The organism is Neobacillus sp. NPDC093127 (genome assembly GCF_044754175.1).
GTDB lineage: Bacteria > Bacillota > Bacilli > Bacillales > Cytobacillaceae > Neobacillus.
On record NZ_JBIVOP010000002.1, the window covers coordinates 375231 to 390985 of the forward strand.

Consider the following 15755-nt stretch of genomic DNA (forward strand, 5'->3'; position numbering starts at 1 on the left):
ATTGCCTAATCTGAGGGTTTTAAATATTAAGTAACTGTTACTTTCTCCTGGGAAAAGAAATTCTCAATGGAGAAAGAGGTAGAACCTAACGCACAAGAGAGAACCCCTAATTGTGAAAAAGATAAATCTAATGATTCGTAAAAATAAGGATAGAGTCTTTGTTGTAAAACACGGTGAATGGAGTTTGCAATCCAACTTTCAAGTCGAGAAAAGCGATTTCCAATAATAACTTGATCAGGATTAAAAGTATTCATAATATTGGTTAGTCCAATTCCAATATATTCACCTATGTTGTGAAACAAATTTATGACTTCAATATTTCCTTTTTCTGCTTCATGAATAAGGAATTCAAATGATATGTCTTTACCTTCAAGAGAAGTTAATAACTTAGCTTGTTTGAGGAGGGCGTTTTCAGACCCATACATTTCCCAACAGCCGCGATTTCCACAGCTGCATTTTTTTCCGTAAGCATCAATAATAGTATGGCCAATTTCCCCAGCAAGGCCCCCTTTACCGTGATAAAGCTTATTATCAATAATAATTCCTCCACCAATCCCCATACCAATACTCACATAGATAAAATTAGGAGCATTTTGACCTGAACCATAAATCTTTTCACCATGAGCACCGGCCTTTGCTTCGTTTTCGATGATAACGGGAAGTTGAAATTCCTTTTCAATATATCCTTTTAAATCAACATTTTTCCAATTTAGGTATGGAGCGAAAATAATGGTTCCCTCTTTATTTGTCATTCCTGGTACCCCTATTCCAATGCCAACTACACCATAGGGGCTTTCCGGGACTAATTCTAATATATTGGTTATTATGGTCTTCAATATACCAAAAACATTCTTTTTTGATGTATCGGTAACTTCTACTACTTCCCTTTCTATGATCACGCCTTTTAAATCAGTAAGAATAGCCAAAATATAATTAACTCCCAAATCAATCCCAATCGAATAGCCGGCAGTTTGATTAAAATAAAGCATCACTGGTTTTCGCCCGCCACTTGATTTGCCGATTCCAATTTCTTTGACTAAATCCTTGTCCATTAATTCACTAACAAGTGTGGAAACAGTTGCTTTATTTAATCCAGTTAATTTTGATATTTCGGCCCGTGAGATTGGGCTAACTGTTTGGAGAGTATGTAAAACAATTGATTTATTAATTTTTTTGACTAAAAGTTGATCTCCGGTCTTCAAAGATTACACCCCTAAGTTTGTTTATCTGTTAAACATTATAATATAAATATTTACCTAGTAACTATATTATATTAAATATCTTTGAATAACTAAAATAGTGTATTAATCATATTGACTACGCTTACATACCGTACTATACTTTGTTTAATGATTAACCTAACTAGAACGTTAGAAGGAATTTTGGTATCACTAGCAAGTGAATTTGTTGAACGTTTAAATTGATAAAACTAATAGGAGGATACCCACATGAGTTATTTCGAAAGTGTAAAGAAAATCCAATTCGAAGGAGCTGGATCAAAAAATCCTTTATCCTTTAAGTACTATAATCCACAGGAAAAAATTAACGGAAAAACAATGGAAGAGTGGCTTCGTTTTTCTGTAGCATACTGGCATACCTTTACAGCAAATGGAACTGATCCATTTGGTGTTGGGACAGCAATCCGTCCTTGGGATCATTTAACGGGAATGGATTTAGCAAAAGCACGTGTAGAAGCTGCCTTCGAACTTTTTGAAAAATTAGATGTTCCATTTTTCTGTTTTCATGATGTCGACATTGCTCCAGAAGGACGCACATTAAAAGAAAGTAATGCAAACCAAGATGTGATTGTTGCGATGATTAAAGAATACATGAAAACAAGCAAAACAAAGCTTCTTTGGAATACGGCAAATATGTTTACCAATCCAAGATATGTTCACGGGGCAGCAACATCATGCAATGCGGATGTATTTGCTTATTCTGCAGCTAAAGTAAAAAAAGGCTTGGAGGTAGCAAAAGAACTTGGTGCTGAAAACTATGTATTCTGGGGTGGCCGTGAAGGCTATGAAACGCTTCTCAATACGGATATGGCGCTAGAGCAAGACAATTTGGCACGCTTCTTCCATATGGCGATAGACTATGCGAAAGAAATTGGTTTGAATGTACCTTTCTTAATCGAGCCTAAACCAAAAGAGCCAACAAAACATCAATATGATTTTGATGTGGCAACAGGATTAGCATTCTTACAAAAATATGATCTTACTGATTACTTTAAATTTAATATTGAAGCAAACCACGCCACTCTTGCAGGCCATACCTTTGAACATGAACTAAGAACTGCACGTATTAATGGGATGCTTGGATCTGTTGACGCTAACCAAGGTGATACGCTGCTTGGCTGGGATACAGATGAATTCCCTACAGACTTATACTCTAATACATTAGCAATGTATGAAATTTTGAAAAATGGCGGCTTAGGTAAAGGCGGACTTAACTTCGATGCGAAGGTTAGAAGAGGGTCGTTTGAGGCGGAAGACCTCTTCCATGCACATATTGCGGGAATGGATAGCTTTGCTATCGGCCTAAAAGTTGCCAATAAGCTGATTGAAGATAAAGTTCTAGACGGCTTTATTGAAGACCGCTATAGCAGCTATACAAAAGGAATTGGTTTAGATATCGTTGAAGGAAGGACAAACTTCCATCAATTAGAAGCTTATGCCTTGCAATTAACAGAAATTAAAAATCAATCTGGCAGAACGGAACGCTTAAAAGCATTGGTTAATCAATATTTACTTGAAACACTTTCTAATGTAACGGTTTAAAAAAGATATTCAAATAGATGGATAAAAAAGAGAATCGTAAAAAATGTGCTGGAAGTTTCTTTTACTCCAGCACATTTTTATAAGAAAGGATTGTTAAAGATGAAATATGTAATCGGAATTGACCTTGGAACGAGTGCTGTGAAAATCTTACTTGTCAATCAATATGGTGATGTCTGCCACGAAGTATCAAAATCGTATCCTTTAATACTAGAAAAATCCGGTTGTAGTGAGCAAAACCCAGAAGAGTGGGTTGAAAAGACATCCGAAGGATTAACGGAACTTATACAGCAATTCAACGGTAACGTTAACGATATCGAGGGAATTAGTTTTTCAGGACAGATGCATGGTCTAGTTTTATTAGGCAAAGATCATACGGTTTTACGAAATGCGATTTTGTGGAATGACACAAGAACAACGGAACAATGTCAGCAAATTTATCATGTCGTCGGCAAAAAACGTTTGTTAGAGGTTACTAAGAATCCTGCATTAGAAGGCTTTACCCTGCCAAAGATTCTTTGGGTAAAAGAAAATGAGCCTGAAACGTATAAACTAGCGAGCGTATTTATGCTTCCAAAGGATTATTTACGTTTTCGGATGACTGGCAATATCCATAGCGAATTTTCAGATGCTGCCGGAACATTACTATTAAACGTAAGTGAACGTAAATGGAGCACTGAAATCTTAAATCTATTCGGTATTTCTCCTGACTTCTGTCCGCCATTAGTGGAATCCCATGCCTGTGTTGGGACAATATCTGCTGAACTTGCCAAGTCTACTGGATTGTCTGAATCAACAAAGGTCTTTGCTGGCGGTGCAGATAATGCATGCGGCGCGATTGGTTCAGGTATTTTAATGGAAGGTAAAACATTATGCAGCGTTGGTACTTCTGGGGTTGTCCTTTCATATGAGGAACGAAATGACCTTGATTTTGAAGGGAAAGTTCACTACTTTAATCATGGTGAAGAAAATGCTTACTATACAATGGGGGTTACACTTGCTGCCGGATATAGCCTAAGTTGGTTTAAGGATATATTTGGAAATCGGGAAACGTTTGCTCAGTTTTTAGAAGGGGTTGATACCATACCAGCAGGCGCTAATGGCTTGCTATTCACTCCATACATTGTCGGTGAGAGAACACCCCATGCAAATTCGAATATCCGCGGCAGCTTTATTGGAATAGATGCTTCCCATGAAAGAAGAAATTTTGCTCGTTCTGTTCTTGAAGGAATTACATTTTCATTAAACGAATCTCTTGAAATCTTTAGAAAAAATGGTAAAACTTTCGATTCTATCGTCTCTATTGGCGGCGGTGCCAAAAGTGAAACATGGCTTCAAATGCAGGCTGATATTTTTAATGCAAAAATCGAGAAATTAGCAAGTGAACAGGGACCTGGAATGGGTGCAGCAATGTTAGCGGCCTATGGGTGCGGCTGGTTCACTTCCTTAAAAGAATGTGCGCAAGAATTTATCCAATCGTCTAAAACCTATTACCCTATACAAGAAAATGTAGAGACCTATAAAAAGCTCTTTTCAATTTATCAACAAGTCTATACTCAAACAAAGGTGCTAAATGACCAATTAATAGAATTTAGAAAGTAAGTTACAGAACGGGGATTCCGCCCAACTTGGTTTTAATATGCGTCCTTTTAAACAGTGAATCTGAAATTGTCGGGAAGCAGTGTGATTTTTTCATGAATATTAAAATTAAACAAAGAATAGAACTAGGAAATCTATTCTTTGGAGGCAGACATGAAAGCATCAGATGTTGTAGTAAGTTGTTTAGAAAACGAAGGTGTCGAATATGTTTTTGGAATAATAGGTAAGGAAGTCATAGATTTAGCTGATTCGTTGTCCAAATCTGAAAAAATTAAATATATTCCCGTTCGCCATGAGCAAGGAGCCGCATTCATGGCCGATGTTTACGGCCGAATCTCGGGGAAACCAGGTGTCTGCCTGGCAACTCTTGGACCAGGGGCAACAAACCTTTTGACAGGCATCGCAAGTGCAAATTTGGACCATTCACCAGTAGTGGCGATAACGGGGCAAACCGGCTTGGAAAAGCAGCATAAAAATACCCACCAGTATATAGATATCCAAAGGGTTTATGAACCTGTTACGAAATGGTCAGTACAAGTTAAAGCTGCAGAGAGGATTCCCGAAATCATCAGAAAGTCTTTTCGAATAGCGATTGAAGAAAAACCTGGGGCCGTTGTAATTGAACTGCCGGAAAATATTGCAATGGAAAATGTGACCACGAGGCCATTAGCTGTTACAAGCCTGCCCAAAAGTGTGCCAGCGGCCGTATCACTCAAGCAGGCAGCCCAACTGATTAACGCTAGTAATCGCCCCTTTATCATTGTAGGAAATGAAATCATCCGCCAGGATGCCGTGAAAGAGGTCCAAATGTTTATTGATCAGCTAGGCTCCCCAGTGGCACAAAGCTTTATGGCTAAAGGAATTTTACCAAAAGGTCATCCGCAAAATTTTTATACCTTTGGTTTTACTGAAAAGGATTATGCCCTTCACGGTTTTGAGGAAGCTGATTTACTTGTGGTGATTGGCTTTGACATGATCGAAAAGCTTCCATCGGAATGGAACAAGAAAAAGGTCCCAATCATTCATATATCCGCTTCAGCAGCAGATGTGGATGAATACTATCCCGTAAAGGCAGAATTAATAGGGAATTTGAAATTGCAGCTTCCATTATTCCTGACAAATGAGATCAACACTAAGCGATGGCTGCCATCTGGTGACTTGAAAGCGCGGATTGAAGAATCTTATTCGATCATTGAAAAAGCAGGCGGCAATTCTTCATTAACCATTGAATCTATTTTGCATGCAGTTGAAAGGTTCCAAACTAAAGAAACCATCGTCATATCTGACGTTGGCTCACATAAAGTCTCAATCGTGAGGACTTACCAACCCGTTCAAGCGAACCAGCTGATTATCTCCAATGGATTAGCTTCGATGGGCATCGCTATCCCGGGGGCAATTGGCGCCAAATTAGCTGCCCCTGAAAAAACCATTATCTGTATTACCGGAGATGGCGGAGCCTTGATGAACTTTTCTGAACTTGAGACAGCGAAACGGCTGGGGTTGTCCTTTGTCATCGTTCTATTGAATAATTCGATGTTGAAGCTTGAAGTGGATACGATGGAGAAGAAGTTTGCCGATAGCTTTGGCGTTACGTTTTCTAATCCGGATTTCATTCAATTGGCTGAGGGGTACGGAGTAAGAGGGAAGAAAGTAACGAACATCTTAGGATTTGAGGAAATGTTAACGGGAGCAGTCAATGCGAAAAATGAAATTGTACTGATAGATGTCAGCATGTAAAAAGCATAGTTTTCTCTAATCAACACAAAAAGAGCGGTTATCCACAAAAGACAGCCGCTCTTTTGTGTCCCAAAACCATGGTGATGATTTATAGTTAATCATTCATTAGTACATAAAAGCAGTACCTACAATGATTAATAAAATAAACAACACCACGATTAAAGCAAAGTTGTTGTGACGGTGCTCAGTCATATTTATCACCTCCTCGTCAAATAATTACATTTTATGCTTGTCACCTTGGAAAGGAATGGACAAACGTTTGGGTAAAAGAAAATATGTTTTGAGATTTTTTTATAATCAAAAAAGGCTGATGCAAAGTAAGCATTCTACTTTGCATCAGCCCTACTTAATTATTAACTTAAATGCTCTTTTAAAAAGGTAATTACTTCATCAAATGCTTTTTGGACAATTGGGTTCTGCCAATCTTCGTCGAACACATGCTTGCCGTTTGGAATCGTAATTAAGCTGCATTCTACTCCGGCTTTGGTTAATGCCTCGGACATTAGCACCGACTGTTCATAAGGGACATCTTCATCCATTGTCCCGTGCAGAAGAAGTGTGGGTGGAAAATCAGTACTTGCATAGTTTATCGGACAAAATTGGGAAAGCTGTTCCTTATTACGGGTGCCGCTTATTTCTTCAATCCATACGCCATTTTGTCTGGCGTACATATAGATGGCATACCGTTTTTGAATCGGGCCGACTGTAATAATTTCGTTTGAAACGAGCATTTTTGCAAGTTCCTTGGGAACGGTTGTCATGTTTTGATAGTGGGGGCTTGGTTTCATTGCCCAATCGCCGGTGATATCACCATACCCATAAAACGAGACAATTGCCTTGGGCTTTTTCTTGAAAGTTCCTGATAATAGGGCAAGGTAGCCGCCTGCTGAGCCTCCAATTACTGCTATTTTTTCTGCGTCATACTCAAATTCCTTGACACCTTCGTTTTCAATCCAAGAAAGGGCGGCAGCAATATCAGCTTTGATTTCTGGCAGCTTCGTCTCAGGAGCAAGCCGATAATCGATGGAGAATACATTAAATCCAGATTGAAGGTAAAGTTCAATCTGTTCGGCTTTCATATCTTCTCTTGATCCCCAAAACAGGCCGCCGCCATGGATATAAACTATGACTGGATTATGCTTTTGGGAAACAGGATAAAAATCTCCCTTAATTTCATAATTATTTTCTTTTTTGTAAATCATTGTTGTTTTCATCTTGATGCTTCACACACTTTCATTAAAGTAAATTCATCTATTGATTATAGTATAATAAAAAAAATGTAAAGTTTCTTAGTGTTATTTGCTAAAAAGATTAATTCAATTTATCCATTTTGGACAATGACTGAAATGATTCTCTGCTCGGCTTTTCTTTTAATAAGGTTAAATCCCACCTGTTTTTGTGAAAATTGGGCGCATTAGTAATGCCATCCTCAAATGCAATGAGTTTTGCGGCTCATGAACTAAATACCCTAATATATCTTCACATTTTGCGATTCGATATTTAACCGTATTCCGGTGGATAAATAATTTTTTGGATGTAATCGTGATCTCACAATTATTATCCAAAAAGACAATTAATGTATTGATTAAATCTTCCTCATCCTTTGTTTTTGGATACGCGAGCGACCGTAATGTGTTTTCATAAAAGTTCTTTAAGTTTTCCTTTGGAATTAAATGAATGAGTTCGATTAATTGTTTTGTTTCGTAAAGGTTGATAAATTTCTTTTGGTATAATTCCTCGCCTTGTTTCCAAGCTTCCACAGCTTCAGAATAGGTGATCGGAATATAGGTCACATCGTTGACAAAGTTACCAACACCAAAGGAAAGCGAGACCTTTAATGTGTTATAAGCTTCCTCTTGAAATTCCTCAAGTTTTTTCTTAATTGAAGCGGTAAGATTATCATTTGCCGTTTGGATAATACTGACAAAATACTTGTTCTTTATAAAAAGAATACTTTCCTTATTAATCTTTATCATTGATTTATTAAACAAATCATATAAAAAATCGTATGACCGATTCCTTGTCGTGAGATCACTTTGCAGAAATGGATCCTGTTTATCCTCGTCAATCTTAAATACAATACAAAGGTATTTTGCATTTTCAATTAACCCATGTTGTTTGCCGCGATAAATAATCTCTTCCTTTAAGGAGATGTTCCCTTCAACGAGAGAGCCAAAAAAGTTATTTTCTAATAAACGGCTGCTTTCCCGGATTGCTTCGTTCTTTAATAGGGTGAAGGAAATAACGGTTGATGCCTGCTCAATCGCTAATTGCGATGACGGATAGGGCAATTTTTCTGCGTTAAAGATGATAAGCAGGCTTGGATATGGATGCATCGTCTTTACCTGAACTACATTAAGTGATATCGAGGAATGAGTAGAATCTGGATGATCAATCATAATCATACCTGTTTCACTATATTTCTCAATATTTTCTTTGAAAAGAGATTCCACATGTTCTTTCACATTTTTCATGTTTTCCTTATGGAAATGCTGGGAAAACGAGACAATATCACCTAGAGGGCTAAGTAACAGGACAGGGTTTTTTAAAAAAAAGCCGAGATTTTCAATTAGTGATTGAAGATTATAGCCTTTAATCATCATTTCGGTAAATTTCTTATGGATATGGATAGCATAAAATAGTTCCTCGATTTTGTTATTCCATAAAAAACTTAACAATTGATGGGCAACAGTTCCTAAAGTAAGAGAGGGGGGAATGACGATAATCGGAAATTCTAATGAATTGGCTAGATCAACCACCTCTTTAGGGATTACATCAATGAATCTTTTTAGTTTTATGGCGATGCCGGCACAGGGGTGCTTACTCATTTGGGAAATGAACTTCCCGAGTGCAAGTGGATCATCTTTAAATGCAAAACCTGTTGTCAATAACAGAGAGTTCTCAGCTAAAAAATTTATCACGTCCGGTGTTTCGGAAACCTCGATTGATTCGACCACTCGTTTTAGTCCCGCATGCCCGGCAATGACTTCTGCGTCTTGAAAGACATCGACAATAAATAAATCCTCAACTATTTTCATTTGGTACCTCCACCTAGCTAATCCTTTACTTTTTTTATTATTATCTATATTAGACAAAAATACCATATATAATTATGAATAATGACTAATGATTTTGTTTGTCTTTTCAAGTATATTTAGTTCTAATGGGTTTTTTATCTGTTACGGAATTTTTTTAACTTGTTGTTGATTAGTTAAAAATTAGGAAGACCTGAATCCAAATAGATCTTAATTGTTGGGATAAGATAAAAGAGAAATGGAGGGAATTAGTGATGAATCAAAAGTCATCATCTACGATGTTTTTTGCCGGCTTACAATGGCTGTTTTTTATGTTTGCAAATACGGTTGTCATCCCGTTAACCATTGGGGATGCATTCGATTTATCCTCCATGGAAGTCGCGAGTGCACTTCAAAGGTCATTTATTTTTACAGGCGTGGCTTGTGTTCTTCAGGCAGTAATTGGACATAGATATCCACTGATGGAAGGGCAATCTGGATTATGGTGGGGAGCGCTCTTAAGCATTAGTGCATCCGCTTCTTCAGCAGGGTTAACTGCCAGTGAAATGGGTGGTGGTCTAGCAGTTGGTATCATCCTATCCGGGGTTCTTGTTACGATACTTGGTGCTCTTGGAATGGGAAATGTGTTAAAACGTTTGTTTACACCTGTTGTCATGAGTACAGTGTTATTTTTGTTAGGGGCACAGTTGGTTGGAATTTTTACAAAAGGGATGCTGGGGTTGGCAACTGGGGATCAAATTCACTTGCCGACAGCGGCTTTGTCGATTTTCTTAGTCATCCTTGTGGTTTGGATTAATGTAAAGGGACCTGGAGTCATTCGAAATTTTTCAATTCTGATTGGTATTGTAACAGGTTGGATTATTTATGTGATTTTCTTCCCTGCCCAGTCAGTTGAAGTCGTTACATCAACGAAGATTTTCAATGTTTTTCCTTGGGGGAAACCAACCTTTAATCTCAGTCTTATTATATTTGCTGTCATCACTGGATTAGTGAATACAACCAATACCATATCCGCTATTAAAGGGTTTGAACCTATGGTTAATGCCTCGACTACAAATAATCAGTACCGCAAATCATTTGTGTTAACAGGTTTAAATTCAGTTGTTTCAGGAGCGTTCGGAATGGTTCCTTATGCACCATATGTGTCGTCACTAGGGTTTTTACAATCAACACTCATATTTCAAACTCTGCCAATGATCATTGGTGCGGTTATGTTTATGGTGCTTGGTTTAGTTCCGGCGCTTAGTCATCTCTTTTCAACATTACCAGTAAGTGTAGGAAACGCCGTCTTATTTGTTGCTTATTTACAGCTATTTAGCGGGGCTATTTCGAATTTAAAAGGAATTACCTTTACCTCAAAGAGTATTTATCGGATTGCTGCTCCAGTTTTATTGGGGATTGCTATTATGAATATTCCTGCTGATATGTTTGGATCCATCCCAATGGTTGTCAGACCACTTGTAAGCAGCGGTTTATTAATTGGAATTATCCTAGCCATACTGCTTGAAAATACCATTAATTGGTCAAAGTTGGACCAGTTCAAAAAAATTATGGTAAAAGAGGAAAAGGTTAGTTAAATAAAAAAACAATAAATACAAAAATGCCACAGTTTTCGCGACTGTGGCATTTTTTTGTTCATTGTATCTAAAAGAAATGGAAAAGGATTGTTTACAATTGCCAATGACAAGTTTTTTGCAAACGGTTAAAATCAATTTATCAAATCAAGTTAAAAAAAGATTAAAAAGTGTGACGTTGATATAAAATAAAAATAATGATTTTTACAAAAAGTTTAAAGAAACACTTTCCACCTTCGTTTAACTTGATCATAACTACAAAATACCACATCTAGAATGGGAGAAATTCTTGGACAAGGCTCAAAAACAAGAATATTCCGTACACAAAGAATAGGGGGAAAGTTTATATGTCTACACATTCTGAAACTTTTGCTTCAAATGAGATAGATATGCAACATGAAGCAGGCTTAGATGACTCACTAAAACCGAAAACCAAAGAAGGCAGAACGGTTAATCCATTATCCTATATGTTTATGTGGATTGGAGACGGCGTTAATTTAGGGAATATGACTCTAGGGGCTAGCGTCATTGTAGCGGGAGTTGCAACACTTAACTTGTGGCAGACCATTGCGGCCGCTATCATTGCGATCGCTATCATTTCAACCATCTTTGCCTTGAATGATAGGCTTGGCTACAGAGAAGGGATCCCATATGTTGTTCAGCTAAGAATGTCCTTTGGGATAAAAGGAACCGTAATATCGTCACTTTTACGTGGTATACCAGCCATCGTTTGGTATGGTATTCAAAGCTGGATTGGTGGTACCGCTTTAAATGAAATTATGAAGATTGTTACAAATGGTTCATTTGATAGTATTGTTATTTGTTTTATCGCCCTACAGTTAGTGCAAATTGTCTTATCAACGTTTGGTTTCCATGCTGTTAAATGGGTAGAAACACTTGCATCTGTTGTGATTATGCTAGCACTTATTTATGTAGTTGGAATTCTTTTAACATCCCATAGTGCTGATATCACTAAAAATTGGGTGCAGGCAAAAGGTTCATGGGGCTTGCCATTCTTTGGAATGATCATGGTCTTTTTAGGGAACTATGCTGGTATCTTTGTCAGTGCTGCAGATTATTCCAGAGAGCTTAAAGCTGGTTTAAGTGATACAAAGCGCGGGGCATTATATTTTGCGCCTATTACTGTAGCGTACGGTTTTGTCATTATTATCGGAACAATGCTTGCTTCAGCAACGGGTATCACGAACCCTGCAAAAGCAATTCCCGTTGTAATCGATAACCCTTATATTTCATTAGGTGTGTCTGCATTTATTGTTATGGGGGTTATTGCAACAAATATGGTTGCCAACATTATTCCACCGGCTTACGTTATTACATTGCTGACAAAATTAAAATATAAAATGTCAGTAATCATCACAGGAGTGCTTGCATTGGGTGCATTCCCTTGGCTGCTTGTTCAGGAATCATCAGCAAAAGGCCTTAATGTGTTCATCCTTGTCTATTCTGCATTCTTAGGACCGGTTGTAGCGATTTTATTAGTCGATTATTATGTATTAAGAAAACAAAAAGTAAATGTTGCAGAATTATATAAGGAAAATGGAACATTTTCTGGATATAATCCAAGCGGGTTGCTTGCCATGTTAATTGGTGCTGCCGCAGCCTTTATCGAAGTAGACCTAGCATGGATTATTGGACTAGTCGTTGCAGGAGTTTCCTATATCCTTCTGTCTAAGTATGCCTTTAAAGATTCGAAATTTAAAAAAGGTACGATATTTGAAAAATAATCATAAAAAAAGCCGTATTTCAGTGGAGAAATGCGGCCTTTTTTTATTGGGTTATACAAAGTAACTAAATGTTTAGAAGTGAATTGTTCAAAAGCAACAATGACAAATTTAATGAGGACGTTTACAATTACAAACGTAATCAAGTTAAAAAATAATTAAAAAGTGTTACATAATATAAAAAAGGTATAACACATTTCGCGCTATTAAAAATTATATTAGGCAATACTTCCCGCTTTTAATTTGATTTATTTAGGTAGAAAGTAAAAATATATCTGTTTTTGGATAGGGAAACCTTGGAACAAATACAGACTCTAGCGGAATAAAAGTTCAATAATTTGTAATGATTTAAATTTTATCTTTCTTTCTGGGAGGAATTAATATGAGTTACGATTTAATTATCAAAGGTGGAAACGTAGTATTCCATGATGGTGTTCGGAAAGTTGATATTGGGGTTAATGATGAAAAAATTACCTGTATTGCTGAGCAAATTACTGAAGATGCGAAAGAAATTATTGATGCAAACGGGCAATATGTAATGCCGGGAATGGTTGATACACATGTTCACATCAGTGAACCTGGACGTACAGAATGGGAAGGCTTTGAAACAGGCTCGAAAGCAATGGCAGCTGGCGGTACAACGAGCTATGTAGAAATGCCGCTTAATGCGCTTCCTGCAACGATCAATAAAGAAGCATTAGATCTTAAACTTGAAGCAGCTGTTAATCAAAACTATGTAGACTATGCGTTCTATGGCGGTCTTGTACCGGAAAATCTAGATAAGCTGCAAGAGTTGGCTGATGCAGGTGTTCTTGCTTTCAAATGCTTCTTATCTGATATCACAAGCGATATTCCAGGAGATTTCACTAATGTGGATGATTACACATTGTATAAAGGTATGCAAAAATTAGCTGAATTGGATCAGATACTATGTATCCATGCCGAAAACGCATCGGTTACCTCTGGGCTTTCAAAAGAATTTGCGAGAGAAGGCAAAAATTCAGGGGTAGAATATGCAGAATCACGCCCGATCGTTACAGAAGTCGAAGCTGTCAGTCGTGCGATTCTTTTTGCTAAAGACACTGGCTGTAAGCTGCATCTTGTCCATATTAGTACCTCTGAGGCAATTCAGACCATCTTGAAAGCACGTGCCGAAGGTGTCGATGTAACAGTTGAATCATGCCCGCACTATTTTGCGATGACTGCCGAACAAGTTGATGAGATTGGACCAAGAGCAAAATGTCAGCCGCCTATTAGAAAAGCAGTAGATCAAGCAAAATTATGGGACGAGCTTCTGAGCGGCAATATCGATTGGCTAACTTCCGACCATTCGCCTTGTACCGAGGATCTAAAGCAAGGAAATCTTTGGGAAGCATGGGGCGGAATTAGCGGTATTCAAAATAATGTCGATTTAATGTTTGATTTGGCTGTAAAACAACGTGGCTTAGCTGTTGAAAAGTTTGTTGATTTAATTGCTTCCAATCCTGCTAAACGTTTTAACCTGCCTAATAAAGGCGAAATTGCCGTTTCAAAAGATGCGGATATTATTTTGGTAGATCCTAACCAATCATATGTGGTCAAACGTGAAGACCTTTACTATAAAAATAAACACAGCGCTTATGAAGGCAGAAAAATTGACTGCCGGGTAACGAAAACAATCGTACGTGGTAATGTTGTATTCGACTTGGAAAAAGGTATTGTTGGGAATCCGATTGGAAAACTAATGTCTGCACAAAAATAATGGGTAAACCTGTATTAGTGCAACGGATGGTGTTGTAGTACAAACGTATTGATAATAAAAATACCATATTTTCTGAATAATTACAATGGAATAGTAAAAAACATTTTGTATTTTTTTGTAAAAGGGAGATTATCTGCCATGACTAATTACGATTTAATTATTAGAAACGGTAATATTGTAACTGCTGATTCAGTTGTCAAAGGGGATATTGCAGTTCAGGCGGGGAAAATAGCAGAAGTGTCAGTCAACAAGGCGATTGAGGCAAAGGCTGAAAAAGAAATTAATGCGGAAGGTCTTCATGTATTCCCAGGCTTAATTGATTCACATGTTCACTTTAATGAGCCGGGAAGAACAGAATGGGAAGGACTAGAAACAGGCAGCAGAAGTCTAGCGGCAGGTGGAGTAACAACATTCTTTGATATGCCGTTAAACAGTACACCGCCAACCATTAATAAAGAAAATCTTGAATTAAAACGTACACTTTCTGAGCAAAAATCGATTGTTAATCCACGCTTCTGGGGCGGACTTGTACCAGAAAACATCGAAAATTTAAAAGAACTTCATGAGAATGGAGTCATCGGCTTTAAAGCGTTCATGTCTCCAAGCGGTATTGCCGATTTTGATAATGTTGACGATGAAACTATCTATAAAGGCATGACGGAAATTGCTTCTCTTGGCTCTCTTTTAGCTGTTCACGCCGAAAGTACGGTTATTTGCGATCAGCTTGCACAAAAGAAACAAAGGGAAGGCAAAACATCGGCACGTGATTTTGTTGAGTCAAGACCAATCATCTCTGAGATTGAGGCAGTACGAAGAATCATTTCTTATGCGGAAGCAACGGGATGTAAATTACACATTGTCCATGCAAGCAGCCGGAAGGTTGTCGAAGTAATTGAAGAGGCAAAACATCGGGGTGTTGATATTACAGTCGAAACTTGCCCGCACTACCTCTCATTAACCGTTAAGGATTTAGAAGAAAAAGGCGGAATTGCGAAATGCGCCCCTCCGTTGCGCGATGAAGATGAACTTGAAGATTTATGGGTTGCTGTAGCGAACGGCGAAATTGATGTGATTGGTTCTGACCATTCACCGGCACCTGCTTCTATGAAAGAAATTGAAGGAAACTTCTTCGAAGGCTGGGGCGGTATTTCTGGTGCACAATCTACCTTGAATATTTTGTTGACGGAAGGGTATTTTAAACGGAATCTTCCGTTAGAAAAAATTGCCGCATTAACAGCAACAAATCCTGCGAAATTATTTGGTCTTTCAAATAAAGGAACAATTGCTGTTGAATACGATGCAGATTTGACTCTTGTCAACTTGAATGAAAGCTTTGAACTTAAGAATGAAGATTTATTCTATCGTCATCAACATTCACCATATGTTGGTATGACCTTTAAAGGAAATGTCAAAACAACGATTGTCAATGGGGAAGTTGTTTTTGAAAACGGGCGTATCACAAAAGAGTTAATTATTTCTTAATGATTACTATGATAAAAGGGCTTAGAGTTTTTCTCTTAGCCCTTTTCAGCAATTTATTGATGTAGAAA

At 37.7% G+C, this 15755-nt stretch carries 11 protein-coding genes; 7 read left to right on the top strand and 4 right to left on the bottom strand.

Annotation, left to right across the window (positions count from 1 at the left end):
* Positions 1–26: 26 nt before the first annotated feature.
* Positions 27–1202 (bottom strand): ROK family protein, encoded by a 1176-nt coding sequence (locus tag ACIQCO_RS05045; protein WP_400426486.1) that lies wholly within the window; start codon positions 1200–1202, stop codon positions 27–29.
* A 246-nt stretch (positions 1203–1448) separates the two neighbouring features.
* Here ACIQCO_RS05045 and xylA point away from each other — a divergent pair, with 246 nt between their 5' ends.
* The 3 genes from xylA to ACIQCO_RS05060 all read left to right on the top strand — a co-directional run bounded on the left by xylA (position 1449) and on the right by ACIQCO_RS05060 (position 6113).
* Complete coding sequence (gene xylA / locus ACIQCO_RS05050) at positions 1449–2780, top strand: xylose isomerase (protein ID WP_400426487.1); 1332 nt, start codon at positions 1449–1451, stop codon at positions 2778–2780.
* A gap of 99 nt (positions 2781–2879) precedes the next feature.
* Entirely contained in the window at positions 2880–4379 is a 1500-nt protein-coding gene (gene xylB / locus ACIQCO_RS05055; protein ID WP_400426488.1) for a xylulokinase, read from the top strand.
* 150 nt (positions 4380–4529) lie between these two features.
* Positions 4530–6113, top strand: a complete 1584-nt coding sequence (locus tag ACIQCO_RS05060) for an acetolactate synthase large subunit (RefSeq protein WP_400426489.1) — start codon at positions 4530–4532, stop codon at positions 6111–6113.
* A 105-nt stretch (positions 6114–6218) separates the two neighbouring features.
* Here the strand turns inward: ACIQCO_RS05060 and ACIQCO_RS05065 are convergent, their stop codons facing one another.
* From ACIQCO_RS05065 to ACIQCO_RS05075, 3 genes are all read right to left on the bottom strand, one after another.
* A complete protein-coding gene (locus tag ACIQCO_RS05065) occupies positions 6219–6305 on the bottom strand; it encodes a YjcZ family sporulation protein (RefSeq protein ID WP_400426579.1) in 87 nt (28 codons plus the stop codon).
* Between the two features lie 161 nt (positions 6306–6466).
* Positions 6467–7327: an alpha/beta hydrolase gene (locus ACIQCO_RS05070; RefSeq protein WP_400426490.1), complete on the bottom strand. Its 861-nt coding sequence runs from the start codon at positions 7325–7327 to the stop codon at positions 6467–6469.
* Between the two features lie 165 nt (positions 7328–7492).
* Positions 7493–9151: a PucR family transcriptional regulator gene (locus tag ACIQCO_RS05075; protein WP_400426491.1), complete on the bottom strand. Its 1659-nt coding sequence runs from the start codon at positions 9149–9151 to the stop codon at positions 7493–7495.
* A 251-nt stretch (positions 9152–9402) separates the two neighbouring features.
* Between ACIQCO_RS05075 and ACIQCO_RS05080 the strand changes: the two genes are divergently transcribed.
* From ACIQCO_RS05080 to ACIQCO_RS05095, 4 genes are all read left to right on the top strand, one after another.
* Positions 9403–10725 (top strand): uracil/xanthine transporter, encoded by a 1323-nt coding sequence (locus ACIQCO_RS05080; protein WP_400426492.1) that lies wholly within the window; start codon positions 9403–9405, stop codon positions 10723–10725.
* A 344-nt stretch (positions 10726–11069) separates the two neighbouring features.
* On the top strand, positions 11070–12467 hold the full coding sequence (locus tag ACIQCO_RS05085; protein ID WP_400426493.1) for an NCS1 family transporter: 1398 nt from the start codon (positions 11070–11072) through the stop codon (positions 12465–12467).
* Positions 12468–12846: 379 nt separating this feature from the next.
* Positions 12847–14205: an allantoinase AllB gene (allB, locus tag ACIQCO_RS05090; RefSeq protein WP_400426494.1), complete on the top strand. Its 1359-nt coding sequence runs from the start codon at positions 12847–12849 to the stop codon at positions 14203–14205.
* A 138-nt stretch (positions 14206–14343) separates the two neighbouring features.
* Complete coding sequence (locus tag ACIQCO_RS05095) at positions 14344–15687, top strand: allantoinase (RefSeq protein ID WP_400426495.1); 1344 nt, start codon at positions 14344–14346, stop codon at positions 15685–15687.
* Positions 15688–15755 lie beyond the last annotated feature (68 nt).

Coding starts and splice junctions, on each gene's coding strand:
- xylA (WP_400426487.1), top strand. CDS start 1,449: ATGAGTTATTTCGAAAGTGTAAAGAAAATCCAATTCGAAGGAGCTGGA.
- xylB (WP_400426488.1), top strand. CDS start 2,880: ATGAAATATGTAATCGGAATTGACCTTGGAACGAGTGCTGTGAAAATC.
- ACIQCO_RS05060 (WP_400426489.1), top strand. CDS start 4,530: ATGAAAGCATCAGATGTTGTAGTAAGTTGTTTAGAAAACGAAGGTGTC.
- ACIQCO_RS05065 (WP_400426579.1), bottom strand. CDS start 6,305: ATGACTGAGCACCGTCACAACAACTTTGCTTTAATCGTGGTGTTGTTT.
- ACIQCO_RS05070 (WP_400426490.1), bottom strand. CDS start 7,327: ATGAAAACAACAATGATTTACAAAAAAGAAAATAATTATGAAATTAAG.
- ACIQCO_RS05075 (WP_400426491.1), bottom strand. CDS start 9,151: ATGAAAATAGTTGAGGATTTATTTATTGTCGATGTCTTTCAAGACGCA.
- ACIQCO_RS05080 (WP_400426492.1), top strand. CDS start 9,403: ATGAATCAAAAGTCATCATCTACGATGTTTTTTGCCGGCTTACAATGG.
- ACIQCO_RS05085 (WP_400426493.1), top strand. CDS start 11,070: ATGTCTACACATTCTGAAACTTTTGCTTCAAATGAGATAGATATGCAA.
- allB (WP_400426494.1), top strand. CDS start 12,847: ATGAGTTACGATTTAATTATCAAAGGTGGAAACGTAGTATTCCATGAT.
- ACIQCO_RS05095 (WP_400426495.1), top strand. CDS start 14,344: ATGACTAATTACGATTTAATTATTAGAAACGGTAATATTGTAACTGCT.